Genomic DNA, 14,355 nt, shown 5'->3' on the forward strand with positions numbered 1-14,355 from the left:
GGGAGACATTTCGGATGCGTAAAATTAAAGGGTTACGCTGGTACATGATCGGGCTGGTGACCGTCGGCACCGTGCTGGGTTACCTGACCCGCAACGCCATCGCCGTGGCGGCGCCGACGCTGGAAGATACGCTGCACATCACCACCCAGCAGTATTCCTACATCGTCGCTGCCTACTCCGCCTGCTACACCGTGATGCAGCCGGTGGCGGGCTATGTGCTGGACGTGCTGGGCACCAAGGTCGGCTACGCCATGTTCGCCATTCTGTGGGCGCTGTTCTGCATGGGCACCGCGCTGGCCAACAGCTGGGGCGGCCTGGCGCTGGCGCGCGGCGCGGTCGGCATGGCCGAGGCGGCGATGATCCCCGCCGGGCTGAAGGCCAGCAGCGAGTGGTTTCCGGCCAAAGAGCGTTCGATCGCCGTCGGCTATTTCAACGTCGGTTCGTCGATCGGCGGCATGATCGCCCCGCCGCTGGTGGTGTGGGCCATCGTGGCGCACAGCTGGGAGATGGCGTTCATCATCACCGGCGTGCTGAGCCTGATCTGGGCCATCTGCTGGCTGCTGTTCTACAAACACCCAAAAGATCAGAAGAAACTGAGCCAGGAAGAACGCCGTTACATCCTCGAAGGCCAGGAGGCGCAGCACCAGACCTCTAACGCAAAAAAAATGTCCGCCTGGCAGATCGTGCGCAACCGCCAGTTCTGGGGCATCGCGCTGCCGCGCTTTCTGGCGGAGCCGGCCTGGGGCACCTTCAACGCCTGGATCCCGCTGTTCATGTTCAAGGCCTACGGTTTTAACCTGAAAGAGATCGCCATGTTCGCCTGGATGCCGATGCTGTTCGCCGATCTCGGCTGCATCGTCGGCGGCTACCTGCCGCCGCTGTTCCAGAAGTATTTCAAGGTCAATCTGATCGTCTCGCGCAAGCTGGTGGTGACGATGGGGGCGGTGTTGATGATCGGCCCCGGCATGATTGGCCTGTTCACCAGCCCTTACGCGGCTATTGCGCTGTTATGCGTCGGCGGCTTCGCACATCAGGCGCTGTCCGGCGCGCTGATCACCCTCTCTTCCGACGTGTTCGGCCGCAATGAGGTGGCGACCGCCAACGGCCTGACCGGCATGGCAGCCTGGACCGCCAGCACGCTGTTCGCGCTGGTGGTCGGCGCCCTGGCGGACACTCTCGGCTTCAGCCCGCTGTTCGCCGCGCTGTCGGTCTTCGATATTCTCGGCGCCATCGTCATCTGGACGGTGCTGCAAAACCGCCCGGCCGCCGAAGCGCAACCGGCCGCGCTGCAGCCGTCTCCGGCGCGCAGCTGATCCCGCCGCCCGGCCCCCGCGCCGGGCCTTCTGCTCCTCTGGCAGCGGTGCCGAATAAGTGGTATAACAAATCCGATGGCCACGCGCCCCTTCCCACCGCACCGTATAGAGCATTCACTATGGAATTCACTGAAACCAGACGCCTGTATCAGCAACTGGCCGCCGAGCTTAAACAACGCATCGAAAGCGGCCGCTACCCGGTGGGCGACAAGCTGCCGGCCGAGCGATACATCGCCGAAGAGATGAATGTCAGCCGCACCGTGGTGCGCGAAGCGATCATCATGCTGGAAGTGGAAGGCTATGTGGACGTGCGCAAGGGATCCGGGATCCACGTGGTGTCCAACCAGCAAAAACACCTGGTGGTGCCGGGCGATAGCATCGAGTTCGCCACCGCCGGCCCGTTTGAGCTGCTGCAGGCGCGCCAGCTGATCGAAAGCAACATCGCTGAATTCGCCGCCACCCAGGTGACCAAACAAGATATCGTGCAGCTAATGGAGATCCAGGAGCACGCCCGCAAAGAGGATCGCTTTCGCGACTCGCAGTGGGATCTGAAGTTCCACGTGCAGGTGGCGCTGGCCACCCAGAACACCGCCATGGCCACCATCGTGGAAAAAATGTGGGTGCAGCGGGTCAACAACCCTTACTGGAAGAAACTGCACGAGCATATCGACGAACGTTCGATCGCCAGCTGGTGCGACGATCACGATCAAATCCTCAAGGCGCTGATGCGCAAAGATCCTTACGCCGCCAAACTGGCGATGTGGCAGCACCTGGAAAACACCAAGCAGATGCTGTTCAACGCCACCAGCGACGATTTCGAATACAATGCCGACCGCTATCTGTTCGCCGAGAATCCGGTGGTGCATCTGGATGGCGTGAGCCACGAACCGAAATAGCCACGGCGGTCAAAAACCGTCGGCTTATGTCAGGTAATGTAAAATCCGCTGAATCGATGCCGGAACCGCCGTTTGCCGTGTACTATTTCACCGTCGGCAACGTAGATTTCCCTGTTGCCAATCGTGCTATTTTGGTAGAGTTAGCCCACTTTTTTACCCATTGCTGCGGGGGCGGGACGCGAATAAATGCGCTGGTTGTTTGCCATGCTGATTGCTGTTTTTTGCTGGACCGGTTCGGTCTCCGGCCAACAGCTATGCGTGGCGTCACCCAAGCCAACCCCCAGCGCGCTGAGCAGCCTGCCGCTGCTGGCGGAGCCGGCGCTTTCCCCCTATGATCATGTGTATCGGGCACCGGCCGAAGCGCGCCGCAAAGCCCCCGGCAAGTTGCCGCTGCTGCTGCCCAGAGCGCACTCTTTCCCCGGTTCGCTGCTCGCATCCTCCCTGCCGGCGCCGGTCTATACCTTGGCCGCAGAGCCGGGCTACCGAATTCGCTTCCCCCGCCAGGACACTCCGGCTCCCAACCGGCTTGCCCAGGTCGACTGGATGCTGGACGCCTCCAGGCAACAGAGTCGGCAGGCCGGCTGGAAAGAAAGTAACATGCAGTACCGTGGCACGCTGACTTATCACCTATGACCGGTGTCGCACCGCTAAAAACCTTAAAGCAACGCCGTTTCATCGTTATCAGCATTCAGGATCGCCGCGCGCTTTCAGCCCACGCCCGTTCCGCCGCTGAGATAAAAATAAACAATGACGTTTTAGGAACACCGGATGGACATCATTAAAGAACTGATACATGCCCTGTGGCAGCAGGATTTTGAGACGCTGGCGAACCCTTCGTTGGTGTGGACCCTCTACATCCTGCTGTTCATGATTCTGTTTTTGGAAAACGGCCTGCTGCCGGCCGCTTTCCTGCCGGGTGACAGCCTGCTGATCCTGGTCGGCGTGCTGATCGCCAAAGGCACCATGGGCTTCCCGCTGACCATCGTCATCCTGACCGTCGCCGCCAGCCTGGGATGCTGGGTCAGCTACATACAGGGCCGGTGGCTCGGCAATACGCGAACGGTGCAAGGCTGGCTTTCGCACCTGCCGGCCCACTACCATCAACGCGCTCACAACCTGTTCCACCGCCACGGGCTTTCCGCCCTGCTGGTCGGCCGCTTCCTGGCCTTCGTGCGCACCCTGCTGCCGACCATCGCCGGCCTGTCCGGCCTGAGCAACGCGCGCTTCCAGTTCTTCAACTGGATGAGCGGCCTGCTGTGGGTCTTGATCCTGACGACGCTGGGCTTCGCGCTGGGCAAAACCCCGGTGTTCCGCAAGTATGAAGATCAGCTGATGTTCTGCCTGATGATGTTGCCGCTGGTATTGTTGGTGGTCGGGTTGATCGGCTCGTTGATCGTGCTGTGGCGCAAGAAGCGCGCCAGCGGCCAGAACCCGGGGAAAGGGGCGTGACAGCAAAGCGCCCGCGCTGGCAATACGTCCTGATGATCGCGCTCGCCCTGCTGGCGTTGGCGACGCTGTTGGTGCCCTGCATGGTGCGCACCGAGAGCGAGCTGCGCATTCGCGCCAGCCAGCAAGGGCTGTCGCTGCCCGACGGTTTTTACGTCTACCAGCGCCTGGATGAGCGCGGCATCCGCATCAAAAGCATCACGCCGGAAGGCGATGGCCTGGTCATCCGTCTGGATTCGCCGGAGCAGCAATTGCTGGCGCGCGAAGCGCTGCAAACCATTTTGCCGCCCGGTTACCACATCGCGTTGAGCGAGTCCCCCGTGCCGTCGCATTGGGTACGCGAATTTGCGCGTTCCCCACTCAATCTGGGATAATCCCCCTTCATATGAAGGGGTTTCCTTTCATTGCATTATTTTCATTTTCATTCGCACCGATTAGCTCAAGAATTAATCAGTCAGCACCGAGTCACGGCTGATTCTTTGGGGGCGCGCCGGTTTCATGACTATGCTGAAGGGTAACTTCAGCCGGCGATGAACGCCCTCCTCTCGCGCTGCCGCCTTCGGCAGTCAGGAAAGCGGGTGCCTGTTCAGGCATCCCATGAAAAGGAACTGAAAGATGAAATTACGCCATTCACTGTTACTGCTGTTGCCACTCTGCACGCTGCCGGCCCTCGCTTCGGCCGCTGAGGGCGGCTGCGCCGCCAAAGCGCAAGACATCCAGCAGCAAATCGACTATGCCACCCAGCACGGCAACACCCACCGCGTGGACGGGCTGAAAAAAGCGCTGAGCGAAGTGCAGACTCACTGTACCGAAGCCGGCCTGCAGGCCGAACGCCAGAAAAATATCGCGGAGAAACAGCGCAAGGTCGACGAACGCCGGCAGGAGCTGAAAGAAGCGCAGCAAACCGGCAAGCTGGACAAGGTCGCCAAGAAGCAGCAGAAGCTGGCGGAAGCGCAGGCTGAGCTGAAACGCGCTCAGGCGGAATAATTTTTTTGTACCAGCGGATTTATCGATGAGAGCCCCATCACACGGGATTTATTAAGCATATTGGATTGATGCCTGGTGTTATCTGCTGGCAATCACCCCTTTGCTCCGGCGAAAAAATCCGCTATGTTAAAAGTCTGTCGAAATAAACGTTAAGGAATAATCACATGGCACATGATTCAAATGCAGAAAACTTACGCGCTGAACTGAAGTCCTTAGCCGATACGCTGGAGGAAGTGCTGAACTCCTCTACCGACAAGCCGAAAGCCGAGCTGGAGAAGCTGCGCTCGAAGGCGGAAGGCGCGCTGAAAGAGACCCGCGCTCGCCTGAGCGACGCCGGTGACAAGCTGGCTTCGCAAACCAAGCAGATCGCCGGCCAGGCCGACGACTATGTGCGCGACAACCCGTGGACCGGCATCGGCATCGGCGCGGCGGTCGGCGTGGTGTTGGGCGTGCTGCTCGCGCGTCGTTAATCATGGCTGAACAACCGCAAGTGCGCGCGCAGGGCCCCGCTAAAGGGGTCCTGGATATCGGTCAGCGCATCATCACGATCCTGGTCGGCATGGTGGAAACCCGTGTCCGGCTGGCGGTGGTCGAGCTGGAAGAGGAGAAAGCCAACCTCATTCAGCTGCTGATCATGGCCGGTATGACGCTGCTGTTTACCGCCTTCGGTTTGATGAGCCTGCTGATCCTGATCTTCTGGGCCATCGATCCGGTCTATCGGCTGATGGCGCTGGGTGCCACGACCGGCGTGCTGCTGTTCCTGGCCGTGGTCGGCACCATTTGGACGCTGGTCAAGGCCCGTCGCACCACGCTGCTCGGCGCCACGCGCAAGCAGCTGGAACTCGATCGTGCCGAACTGGAGCGCGAGCCATGAGCCGCCGCCGCTATCTGGAATGGAAAAAAGAGAGGCTGATTCGCCAGATCCAGCAACAGCGTCTGGATCTGGCCGAACACAAGTCTTTATGGCTGGAAAAGACCGAACGCATCGACCGCGGCTGGCAGACGGTGTTTGGCCTGCGCCGCTATCTGGTGCTCGGTTCCAGCGTCATGGCGCTGTACGGCATCCGCCACCCCAGCAAGATGATCCGCTGGTCGCGCCGCGCTTTCGGCGCCTGGAGCGCTATCCGCCTGTTTAAAAAGACCTTCTCCGCCAAGTAAGCCCCGCGATTTTCCTTCAAACATCCTGTTGCTCCGCCCTCGTTTCCCCCCTAAAACAGCGCTGCTTATCCCGAGGGCCGGGCAACCTGCTGACAAGCGTCAGTTTATTAGCACGCTAAAGATTCAGATTTTTTGAAAAATTACGACAGTTTTACTTGCTAACAACCTGAGCACTTCCCGCTTAACATTCACTCCATCAATTCGAGACGGAGCGGACAGGGTAAGAGACCCGCTACGCCGCCCGTTGATATGACTACCGCCGAACAGGCACACAAAAACACGTTGGAGTAGATGATGAAAAAATTAGAAGATACAGGTTTGTTGGTTGCTCGTATTCTGATGCCAATCCTGTTTATCGTGGCAGGCTACGGCAAAATGGGTGACGCTTATGCCGGTACCCAACAGTACATGCAATCGATGGGCGTGCCTGGCTTCTTGCTGCCACTGACCATCCTGCTGGAATTTGGCGGCGGTCTGGCGATCCTGTTCGGCTTCCTGACCCGTACCGTGGCGCTGTTCACTGCCGGTTTCACCATTCTGACCGCGCTGCTGTTCCACACTGACTTTGCGGAAGGCGTAAACCAGCTGATGTTCATGAAAAACCTGACCATCGCCGGCGGCTTCATCGTGTTGGCGGTCGCAGGCCCTGGCGGCTTTAGCATCGACCGTCTTCTGAACAAGAAATGGTAATCTAAACTGTCATTCAGGGCCCGGCATGCCGGGCCCTGTCGCTTTTCACTCGGACACCAAGGAGATTCCCATGGGACAACTCGTCGATGGCGTTTGGCAAGACATCTGGTATGACACGAAATCTACCGGCGGCCGTTTCAAACGTTCAACCGCTCAGTTTCGCAATTGGGTGACCGCCGACGGTCAGCCGGGCGAACACGGCGCGGGCGGCTTCCAGGCCGAAGCGGGCCGTTATCACCTGTACGTTTCTCTCGCCTGCCCCTGGGCGCACCGCACGCTGCTGATGCGCAAACTGAAAGGGCTGGAGCAGATCATTCCGGTCTCGGTGGTGCACCCGCTGATGCTGGAAAACGGCTGGACCTTCGGCCAGGATTTTCCTGAAACCACCGGCGATCCGCTGTATCACGCCGACTTCTTGTACCAGATCTACCTGCGTGCCGATCCGCACTACAGCGGGCGCGTAACCGTGCCGGTGCTGTGGGATAAACAGCAGCAAACCATCGTCAGCAACGAATCCGCCGATATCATCCGCATGTTCAACAGCGCGTTTGACGGCGTGGGCGCCCGCGCGGGCGATTACTACCCGGCCGATCTGCGCGGCAAAATCGATGAGCTGAACGGTTGGATTTACGATCAAGTGAACAACGGCGTGTACAAGACCGGTTTCGCCACCAGCCAGGAAGCGTATGACGACGCGGTCAGCGGGGTCTTCAGCGCGCTCGAACGCCTGGAGCAGATCCTGGGGCAGCACCGCTACCTGACCGGCGATCGGCTGACCGAAGCCGATCTGCGTCTGTGGACCACGCTGGTGCGCTTCGATCCGGTGTACGTCACCCACTTCAAGTGCGACAAACACCGCATCAGCGACTACCTGAACCTGTACGGTTTCCTGCGCGACATCTACCAGATGCCGGGCATCGCCGAGACGGTCAGCCTGCCGCACATTCGCAACCACTACTACCGCAGCCACGCCACCATCAACCCGCACGGCATCATTTCCATCGGGCCGGCGCAGGATCTGGACGAGCCGCACGGCCGCGACCAGCGCTTCGGCTAAGGCAAAAAAATCCCCTTGCCGCCCGGCAAGGGGATGTCATCCAACCGGCGTTAACGCTGTGCGAACAGGCGCGGAATTTCGCGCAGGAACCAGGCCTTCGCCTCCCCCATGCTGTCGCGCCGCCAGGCCATGATGATATCGGCTTCGCGGCTGTATTCCGGCCCCACCACGCGCAGCCGCCCGGCTTCGATATCTTTCTCCACCATCGGATATGGCATGGTCGCCACCCCTAACCCGGCCAGCAGCGCCAGACGCTTGTCTTCGATGGTGCTCACCGTCAGACGCTGCTGCTTATCCAGCAGCTGCACGGTCAACACCGGACGCTCGCGGGCGGTATCCGCCACCGCGATGCCGCGGTATTTCACGCGGGTCACCTCGGACAGCGGCTCCGGCTCCTGGTGGATAGGATGATCCGGCGCGGCGACGTAAACGCTCATCACCTTGTACAGTTTGCGGGTGTTGATCTCCGACGACGCGCGGAAGTGCATGTCCGGCGCGATCACGATGTCGGCGCGCCCCTGCTCCAGCCGTTCCCAGGCGCCCGCCAGCACCTCGGTGAAAATCGACACCTGGGTGTTGGCCTTCAGCGCCAGCTTGTCCACCAGCGGAAACAGCAGGCTCGGCGGCGACAGCGCTTCGCTGACGATGGTCAGGTGGGTTTCCCAACCGCGCGCCAGCGCTTCGGCGTCGGTGGTCAGCTTGTCGGCCGCTTCCAGCAGCACCCGCCCGCGCTCCAGCAACATGCGCCCCACGTTGGTGAACTTGGTGCGGTGGCCCGAACGGTCGAACAGCACCACGTCCAATTCTTCTTCCAATTTTTGCATGGTGTAGCTGAGCGCCGACGGCACCCGGCCCAATTCGTCGGCGGCCGCGGCGAAGCTGCCGCGCCGGTCGATCGCGTCCATCACTCTCAGCGCCTCAAGCGTGAGCGCCCGATCTCTGGCCATCACATCCCTCTGTCAGGAAATTTGAATATGCCGACCAGATTAACTGGCTAACAATCCGACGTCCAGATGCTTACCATTTGGATAATGAATTTAGAGAGCCGATTGCCATGATCACATGCAGAACAGCACAACAATGCGGGCAAGCTGACTTTGGTTGGCTGCAGGCTCGCTACACCTTTTCCTTTGGTCACTACTTCGATCCCAAACTGATGGGCTACGCGTCGCTGCGGGTGCTGAATCAGGAGGTGCTGGCGCCGGGCGCGTCGTTCCAGCCGCGCACCTATCCCAGCGTGGATATCCTGAACCTGATCCTGCAGGGCGAGGCGGAATACCGCGACAGCGACGGCAACACCGCGCGCGCCAAAGCCGGTGAAGCGCTGCTGCTGGCCACCCAGCCGAGCCTGAGCTACAGCGAACAGAACGTCAGCAGCGATACGCCGCTGACTCGCCTGCAGCTGTGGCTGGACGCCTGCCCGGAACGCAACAACGAGCGGGTGCAGCGCCTGACGCTGCCGGCGGCGGGCAACCTGCTGCTGGCCTCGCCGGACGGCGCGCAGGGCAGCCTGCAGCTGCGCCAGCAGGTTTCGATCCACCATCTCGATCTACAGCCGGGCGAAGAACAAACGCTGACGATTAACGGGCCGCGCGCCTATTTGCAGTCGATTCACGGCACCATCGCCGCCACCGGCGAGCGCCACGAAGAACAACGCCTGACCTGCGGCGACGGCGCCTTCGTTCGTGAGGAAAATCGCCTGACGATCCGCGCCGAGACGCCGCTGCGCGCACTGCTGATTGATCTGCCGGTGTAAGCCGGCCGGAAAACGAAAAACCCCGCGCAACTGGCGTTGCGCGGGGTTTTCTTTTGTCGAGGGAGTTGACCGGTAAGCCGGGTTCTGTCGTGGACAGTCATTCCTCTAGGCCAGCAATCGCTCACTGGCTCAAGCAGCCTACCCGGGTTCAGTACGGGCCGTACCATGTGAACCCCTATTTGGCCTTGCTCCGGGTGGAGTTTACCGTGCCACGAACTGTTGCCAGCCGCGCGGTGCGCTCTTACCGCACCCTTTCACCCTTACCTGATCCCGCTTGCGCGGGCCATCGGCGGTTTGCTCTCTGTTGCACTAGTCGTAGGCTTGCGCCTCCCAGGCGTTACCTGGCACCCTGCCCTATGGAGCCCGGACTTTCCTCCCCTCCATCTGTCTCCCCGAAGAGGACGGCAATGAAGCGGCGACTGTCTGGTCAACTCCGGCGCGGATAGTAGCGTCGCGGCGGCGGCAGGTCAACCGCTTTACGGCTGTTGTTGCTCCAGCGCGTGCTTATACAGCGCATTTTTCTTCACGCCGTGGATTTCCGCCGCCAGCGCCGCCGCCTTTTTCAGCGGCAGCTCTTTTTGCAGCAGCGCCAGCGTGCGCAGCGCCTCAAGCGGCAGCGCATCCTCCTGCGCCTTGTGGCCTTCGACGATCAGCACCATCTCGCCGCGGCGGCGCACTTCATCTTCCTGCACCCACGCCAGCAGCTCGCCCACCGGCGCGCCGTGGATAGATTCCCAGGTTTTGGTCAGCTCGCGCGCCAGCACCACATAGCGCTGCGGCCCCCAGACGGTGACCATGTCCTGCAGGCTTTCCAGCAGGCGGTGAGTGGACTCGTAGAAAATCAGCGTGCGCGGTTCCTCCGCCAGCGCCATCAGCGTATCCTTGCGCCCCTTGGTTTTCGCCGGCAGGAAGCCCTCGTAGCAGAAACGGTCGGAAGCGACGCCCGCGGCGCACAGCGCGGTGGTGGCGGCGCAGGCACCCGGCAGCGGCACCACGCGAATGCCGGCCTCGCGGCAGCGGCGCACCAGGTGATAACCGGGATCGTTGATCAGCGGCGTGCCGGCGTCGGACACCAGCGCGATGCTCTGGCCCTCCTGCAGTTTCGCCAGCAGCTGATCGGCCTTTTGCTGTTCGTTGTGGTCATGCAGCGCGAACAGACGCGCGTTGATCGCGAAGTGTTGCAGCAGCAATCCGGTATGGCGCGTGTCTTCCGCCGCGATCAGATCAACGCTTTTCAGTACCTCTAACGCGCGGTGGGTGATATCGCCCAGATTGCCGATTGGGGTGGGCACCACATACAGCGTTGATGCAGAAATGACTGATTGTTGGTGTTGATTCATTGTTTCATCCGGGTTGCCGATTTAATATTGAGCATCTTGAAAAAAACATCACTGGATACAGTATGCTTTCCTCAACATTCGTTCGTACCAAAGCAGGGCGTTCCAAGCCTGTCCGACTTACCGCAGTCATCGCGGCCGCCCTTTTCCTGGCAGGCTGTCCAAGTCGGGCCCCGCAAACGCCGCCCGCCAATATACAGGACGAAGCGAGCGCCAGCTCCGATTACTACCTGCAGCAGTTGCAGCAAAGCAGCGATGATAACAAGGCTGACTGGCAATTACTTGCTATTCGCGCCTTGCTGCGTGAAGGAAAACTGCCGCAGGCCGGCGACCAGTTGAATCAGCTGCCGAAAAACCTCAGCGGCGCGCAGCAGACTGAACGCCAGTTGCTGACCGCCGAACTGCAGATCGCCAACAAGAGCTACGTCAGCGCCCGCAGCACGCTGGGCCACCTGGACAGCGGTTCACTGTCGCCGAATCAGAAGGTGCGCTACTACCAGGCGCAGATCGCCGCCAATCAGGGCAAAGCGTCGCTGCCGTTGATCCGCGCCTATATCGCTCAGGAGCCGTTGCTGACCGGCAAACCGCATCAGGACAACCTGGATCAGACCTGGCAGGCGCTGCTGCAGCTGACGCCGCAGGAGATGAACAGCCTGGTGATCAACGCCGACGAGAACGTGCTGCAAGGCTGGCTGGATCTGCTGCGCGTCTATCAGGACAACAAGCAGGATCCCGATCTGCTGAAGGCCGGCATCAAAGACTGGCAGAACCGTTATCCGAAGAACCCGGCGGCCAAAACGCTGCCGGCTCGCCTGAACCAGGTGCTGAACTTCACCCAGGCCTCCACCTCGAAAATCGCCCTGCTGCTGCCGTTGAACGGCCAGGCGAAAGTGTTCGCCGACGCCATCCAGCAAGGCTTCGAAGCGGCGAAAAACGGCGGTTCCATGCCGGCGCCGCAGCCTCAAGCCGCGCCACCGGCCAGCGCACCGGCCCAAACGGCGCCGGCCGATCAGGCCGCCACGGGTGACATCAACGCCAACGGCGCGGTCAGCCCTTCGGCGCAAGAGAGCCAGCCTGCCGTGACCGCCGCACAACCCGCTGCGCCGTCCAGCGCGCCGATAACGCCGCCGCAGGCCGCCAACGCGCAGGTCAAAGTGTACGACACCACCAGCCAGCCGCTGGCCGCCTTGCTGAGCCAGGCGCAGCAGGATGGCGCCACCCTGGTGGTCGGGCCGCTGCTGAAAGAGAACGTCGATCAGCTGTCCGCCAGCACCACTACGCTGAACGTGCTGGCGCTCAACCAGCCGGAAACGCCGAAGGACAACCTGAACATCTGTTACTTCGCCCTGTCGCCGGAAGATGAAGCGCGCGACGCCGCTCGCCACATCTGGGAACAGCAGAAGCGTCAACCGCTGCTGCTGGTGCCGCGCGGCGCCTTCGGCGATCGCGTCGCCAAGGCCTTTAACCAGGAATGGCAGAAGCAAGGCGGGCAAACCGTGCTGCGTCAGGACATCGGCTCCGCCGGCGAGCTGCGCCAGATGGTGAACAGCGGCGGCATCCGCATGACCGGCACGCCGATGTCGAGCGCCCCGGCGCCGCAGAGCGTGACCATCGCCGGGCTGACCATTCCGGCGCCGCCGAGCGACGTGCCCGCCGCAACCGGCGGCGTCGACGCGGTGTATATCGTCGCCACGCAGTCTCAGCTGACGCTGATCAAACCGATGATCGACATGGCCACCAGCTCGCGCGGCAAGCCGGCGATGTACGCCAGCTCGCGCAGCTACCAGGCCGGCGCCGGCCCGGACTTCCGTCTGGAAATGGAAGGCCTGCAGTTCAGCGATATCCCGCTGCTGGCCGGTTCAAACCCTCAGCTGTTGCAGCAGGCCAGCGCGCGCTTCCGCAACGACTACTCGTTGGTGCGCCTGTATGCGATGGGGATGGATGCCTGGACATTGGCCAACCACTTTGCTGAAATGCGCCAGCTGCCGGGCTTCCAGGTTTCCGGCACCACCGGTATGCTGAGCGCGTCGCCGAACTGCGTGATCAACCGTAAGCTGCCTTGGCTGCAATACCGTCAGGGCACGGTCGTTCCGGTCTCTTGAACCCACGCGCCTCAGGGGCGGGCTATGAGTTACTGGCCCGCCGTCACCTGGAACACGCCGGGCTCACCTTCTGCGCCGCCAACGTCGTGGTGCGCGGCGGTGAGCTCGACCTCATCATGCGCGACGGCGCTACCTGGGTATTCGTCGAAGTGCGCTACCGCCGCAACGACGCCTTCGGCGGCGCGGCCGCCAGCGTCACCTTTCGCAAACAACGGCGGTTGCTGCACGCCGCCGCCGTCTGGCTGGCGGGGCGCGGAGCCAGTTTTGACACATCATCTTGCCGTTTTGATGTTTTGGCCATTACCGGTAGCCAGTTAGAATGGATACCCAACGCCTTCAATGCGGATTAATCGGGGTTTTGCGGCGCAGACCGGCCCTTTGACTTAGTGGATTAATACAACGTGCTGGATAGAATTAAAGTCTGTTTTACCGAAAGCATCCAAACCCAGATCGCGGCGGCGGAAGCATTGCCGGACGCCATTTCCCGCGCTGCGATGACGCTGGTTCAATCCTTACTCAACGGCAACAAAATCCTGTGCTGCGGCAACGGCACCTCGGCGGCCAACGCGCAGCACTTCGCCGCCAGCATGATCAACCGTTTTGAAACCGAGCGCCCCAGCCTGCCGGCCATCGCCCTCAACGCCGACAACGTGGTGCTGACGGCGATCAGCAACGATCGGCTGCACGACGAAGTGTACGCCAAGCAGGTGCGCGCGCTCGGGCACACCGGCGACGTGCTGCTGGCGATTTCCACCCGCGGCAACAGCCGTGATATTGTGAAAGCGGTCGAGGCGGCCGTCACGCGCGATATGACCATCGTCGCGCTCACCGGCTACGACGGCGGCGAGCTGGCCGGGCTGCTCGGCCAGCAGGACGTCGAGATCCGCATCCCGTCGCACCGCAGCTCACGCATTCAGGAAATGCATATGCTGACCGTAAACTGCCTGTGCGACCTGATAGACAACACGTTATTCCCCCACCAGGACGATTAAGGAACTGAGATGAAGCTAAAAGCCACATTTGCAGTGCTGTCCAGCGCCCTGCTGTTGCAAGGCTGTATCGCCGGCGTCGTCGTCGGCAGTGCGGCCGTCGCCACCAAAACCGCCACCGACCCGCGCAGCGTAGGGACCCAGGTGGATGACGGCACGCTGGAAGCCAGGGTCGAAAACGCCCTGAGCAAAGACCAGCAGTTGAAGAAAGATGCCCGGGTGGTCGCCACCGCCTATCAGGGCAAGGTGCTGTTGACCGGCCAGTCGCCTAACGCCGATCTCACCGCGCGCGCCAAGCAGATCGCCATGGGCGTGGAAGGCACGAGCGAAGTGTATAACGAAATCCGTCAGGGCACGCCGGTCAGCCTGAGCACCGCTTCCTCCGACACCTGGATCACCACCAAGGTGCGTTCGCAGCTGTTGACCAGCGATACGGTAAAATCGTCCAACGTGAAGGTCACTACCGAAAACGGCGAAGTGTTCTTGCTGGGCTTGGTCACGCAGCAGGAAGGGCAGTCGGCGGCGCAGATAGCCAGCCAGGTCAGCGGCGTGAAGCACGTCACCACCGCCTTTACCTATGTGAAATAATCCGCTTGGCGGGAACGGCGCCCTGCCGTTCCCGCC

Annotated in this window: 18 protein-coding genes and 1 other RNA gene; 16 read left to right on the plus strand and 3 right to left on the minus strand. The window is 61.4% G+C overall.

Going from position 1 to position 14,355, the window contains the following annotated elements:
* Positions 1–14 precede the first annotated feature (14 nt).
* The 11 genes from ACJ8MK_RS21350 (at position 15) to ACJ8MK_RS21400 (ending at position 7,547) form a co-directional block, all read left to right on the plus strand.
* Positions 15–1,313, plus strand: a complete 1,299-nt coding sequence (locus ACJ8MK_RS21350; RefSeq protein WP_033636101.1) for an MFS transporter — start codon at positions 15–17, stop codon at positions 1,311–1,313.
* A 119-nt stretch (positions 1,314–1,432) separates the two neighbouring features.
* Positions 1,433–2,209 (plus strand): transcriptional regulator ExuR, encoded by a 777-nt coding sequence (gene exuR / locus ACJ8MK_RS21355; protein WP_033636102.1) that lies wholly within the window; start codon positions 1,433–1,435, stop codon positions 2,207–2,209.
* A 186-nt stretch (positions 2,210–2,395) separates the two neighbouring features.
* Positions 2,396–2,842, plus strand: coding sequence for a hypothetical protein (locus ACJ8MK_RS21360; RefSeq protein WP_033636103.1), 447 nt, complete (start codon positions 2,396–2,398; stop codon positions 2,840–2,842).
* A 135-nt stretch (positions 2,843–2,977) separates the two neighbouring features.
* A complete protein-coding gene (locus ACJ8MK_RS21365) occupies positions 2,978–3,658 on the plus strand; it encodes a DedA family protein (protein ID WP_033636104.1) in 681 nt (226 codons plus the stop codon).
* Entirely contained in the window at positions 3,655–4,029 is a 375-nt protein-coding gene (gene mzrA / locus ACJ8MK_RS21370; protein WP_004937130.1) for an EnvZ/OmpR regulon moderator MzrA, read from the plus strand. The genes ACJ8MK_RS21365 and mzrA overlap by 4 nt, the downstream gene beginning before the upstream one ends.
* A 241-nt stretch (positions 4,030–4,270) precedes the next feature.
* Entirely contained in the window at positions 4,271–4,642 is a 372-nt protein-coding gene (locus tag ACJ8MK_RS21375; RefSeq protein ID WP_033636105.1) for a DUF1090 domain-containing protein, read from the plus strand.
* A 164-nt stretch (positions 4,643–4,806) separates the two neighbouring features.
* Entirely contained in the window at positions 4,807–5,112 is a 306-nt protein-coding gene (locus ACJ8MK_RS21380) for a DUF883 family protein (protein ID WP_004937125.1), read from the plus strand.
* 2 nt (positions 5,113–5,114) lie between these two features.
* On the plus strand, positions 5,115–5,516 hold the full coding sequence (locus ACJ8MK_RS21385) for a phage holin family protein (RefSeq protein WP_033636106.1): 402 nt from the start codon (positions 5,115–5,117) through the stop codon (positions 5,514–5,516).
* Positions 5,513–5,800 carry a YqjK-like family protein gene (locus tag ACJ8MK_RS21390; RefSeq protein ID WP_004937121.1) on the plus strand — a complete coding sequence of 96 codons (288 nt, stop codon included), beginning with the start codon at positions 5,513–5,515 and terminating at the stop codon, positions 5,798–5,800. Before ACJ8MK_RS21385 ends, ACJ8MK_RS21390 begins: the two co-directional genes overlap by 4 nt.
* Before the next feature lie 294 nt (positions 5,801–6,094).
* Positions 6,095–6,490, plus strand: coding sequence for a DoxX family protein (locus tag ACJ8MK_RS21395; protein ID WP_004937119.1), 396 nt, complete (start codon positions 6,095–6,097; stop codon positions 6,488–6,490).
* A gap of 70 nt (positions 6,491–6,560) precedes the next feature.
* Positions 6,561–7,547 (plus strand): glutathione S-transferase family protein, encoded by a 987-nt coding sequence (locus tag ACJ8MK_RS21400; protein WP_442518047.1) that lies wholly within the window; start codon positions 6,561–6,563, stop codon positions 7,545–7,547.
* Between the two features lie 50 nt (positions 7,548–7,597).
* Here ACJ8MK_RS21400 and ACJ8MK_RS21405 read toward each other — a convergent pair whose 3' ends face one another.
* Entirely contained in the window at positions 7,598–8,494 is an 897-nt protein-coding gene (locus ACJ8MK_RS21405; RefSeq protein ID WP_004937113.1) for a LysR family transcriptional regulator, read from the minus strand.
* Between the two features lie 107 nt (positions 8,495–8,601).
* Between ACJ8MK_RS21405 and ACJ8MK_RS21410 the strand changes: the two genes are divergently transcribed.
* Positions 8,602–9,303 (plus strand): pirin family protein, encoded by a 702-nt coding sequence (locus ACJ8MK_RS21410; protein WP_442518048.1) that lies wholly within the window; start codon positions 8,602–8,604, stop codon positions 9,301–9,303.
* Positions 9,304–9,360: 57 nt separating this feature from the next.
* On the opposite strand, the gene rnpB is transcribed toward ACJ8MK_RS21410, so the two are convergent.
* Positions 9,361–9,738: RNase P RNA component class A (gene rnpB, locus ACJ8MK_RS21415), an RNA gene on the minus strand.
* A gap of 41 nt (positions 9,739–9,779) precedes the next feature.
* Positions 9,780–10,643, minus strand: coding sequence for a 16S rRNA (cytidine(1402)-2'-O)-methyltransferase (rsmI, locus tag ACJ8MK_RS21420; protein ID WP_004937108.1), 864 nt, complete (start codon positions 10,641–10,643; stop codon positions 9,780–9,782).
* Between the two features lie 62 nt (positions 10,644–10,705).
* On the opposite strand from rsmI, the gene ACJ8MK_RS21425 reads away from it, so the two are divergent.
* The 4 genes from ACJ8MK_RS21425 to dolP are packed head-to-tail and all read left to right on the plus strand — an operon-like array spanning position 10,706 to position 14,319.
* Positions 10,706–12,742 (plus strand): penicillin-binding protein activator, encoded by a 2,037-nt coding sequence (locus ACJ8MK_RS21425; protein WP_041036809.1) that lies wholly within the window; start codon positions 10,706–10,708, stop codon positions 12,740–12,742.
* The gene (locus ACJ8MK_RS21430) at positions 12,739–13,092 is read left to right on the plus strand and encodes a YraN family protein (RefSeq protein WP_442518049.1); all 354 of its coding nucleotides are present in this window, start codon (positions 12,739–12,741) and stop codon (positions 13,090–13,092) included. Before ACJ8MK_RS21425 ends, ACJ8MK_RS21430 begins: the two co-directional genes overlap by 4 nt.
* Positions 13,093–13,143: 51 nt before the next feature.
* The gene (gene diaA, locus ACJ8MK_RS21435; RefSeq protein WP_004937103.1) at positions 13,144–13,734 is read left to right on the plus strand and encodes a DnaA initiator-associating protein DiaA; all 591 of its coding nucleotides are present in this window, start codon (positions 13,144–13,146) and stop codon (positions 13,732–13,734) included.
* 9 nt (positions 13,735–13,743) lie between these two features.
* Positions 13,744–14,319 carry a division/outer membrane stress-associated lipid-binding lipoprotein gene (gene dolP, locus ACJ8MK_RS21440; protein ID WP_033636114.1) on the plus strand — a complete coding sequence of 192 codons (576 nt, stop codon included), beginning with the start codon at positions 13,744–13,746 and terminating at the stop codon, positions 14,317–14,319.
* Positions 14,320–14,355: the final 36 nt, after the last annotated feature.

Origin of the sequence: Serratia sp. CY38905 (genome assembly GCF_052168875.1) — a bacterium.
Taxonomy (GTDB): Bacteria; Pseudomonadota; Gammaproteobacteria; order Enterobacterales; family Enterobacteriaceae; genus Serratia; species Serratia sarumanii.

Coding starts and splice junctions, on each gene's coding strand:
- ACJ8MK_RS21350 (WP_033636101.1), top strand. CDS start 15: ATGCGTAAAATTAAAGGGTTACGCTGGTACATGATCGGGCTGGTGACC.
- exuR (WP_033636102.1), top strand. CDS start 1,433: ATGGAATTCACTGAAACCAGACGCCTGTATCAGCAACTGGCCGCCGAG.
- ACJ8MK_RS21360 (WP_033636103.1), top strand. CDS start 2,396: ATGCGCTGGTTGTTTGCCATGCTGATTGCTGTTTTTTGCTGGACCGGT.
- ACJ8MK_RS21365 (WP_033636104.1), top strand. CDS start 2,978: ATGGACATCATTAAAGAACTGATACATGCCCTGTGGCAGCAGGATTTT.
- ACJ8MK_RS21375 (WP_033636105.1), top strand. CDS start 4,271: ATGAAATTACGCCATTCACTGTTACTGCTGTTGCCACTCTGCACGCTG.
- ACJ8MK_RS21380 (WP_004937125.1), top strand. CDS start 4,807: ATGGCACATGATTCAAATGCAGAAAACTTACGCGCTGAACTGAAGTCC.
- ACJ8MK_RS21385 (WP_033636106.1), top strand. CDS start 5,115: ATGGCTGAACAACCGCAAGTGCGCGCGCAGGGCCCCGCTAAAGGGGTC.
- ACJ8MK_RS21390 (WP_004937121.1), top strand. CDS start 5,513: ATGAGCCGCCGCCGCTATCTGGAATGGAAAAAAGAGAGGCTGATTCGC.
- ACJ8MK_RS21395 (WP_004937119.1), top strand. CDS start 6,095: ATGAAAAAATTAGAAGATACAGGTTTGTTGGTTGCTCGTATTCTGATG.
- ACJ8MK_RS21400 (WP_442518047.1), top strand. CDS start 6,561: ATGGGACAACTCGTCGATGGCGTTTGGCAAGACATCTGGTATGACACG.
- ACJ8MK_RS21405 (WP_004937113.1), bottom strand. CDS start 8,494: ATGGCCAGAGATCGGGCGCTCACGCTTGAGGCGCTGAGAGTGATGGAC.
- ACJ8MK_RS21410 (WP_442518048.1), top strand. CDS start 8,602: ATGATCACATGCAGAACAGCACAACAATGCGGGCAAGCTGACTTTGGT.
- rsmI (WP_004937108.1), bottom strand. CDS start 10,643: ATGAATCAACACCAACAATCAGTCATTTCTGCATCAACGCTGTATGTG.
- ACJ8MK_RS21425 (WP_041036809.1), top strand. CDS start 10,706: ATGCTTTCCTCAACATTCGTTCGTACCAAAGCAGGGCGTTCCAAGCCT.
- dolP (WP_033636114.1), top strand. CDS start 13,744: ATGAAGCTAAAAGCCACATTTGCAGTGCTGTCCAGCGCCCTGCTGTTG.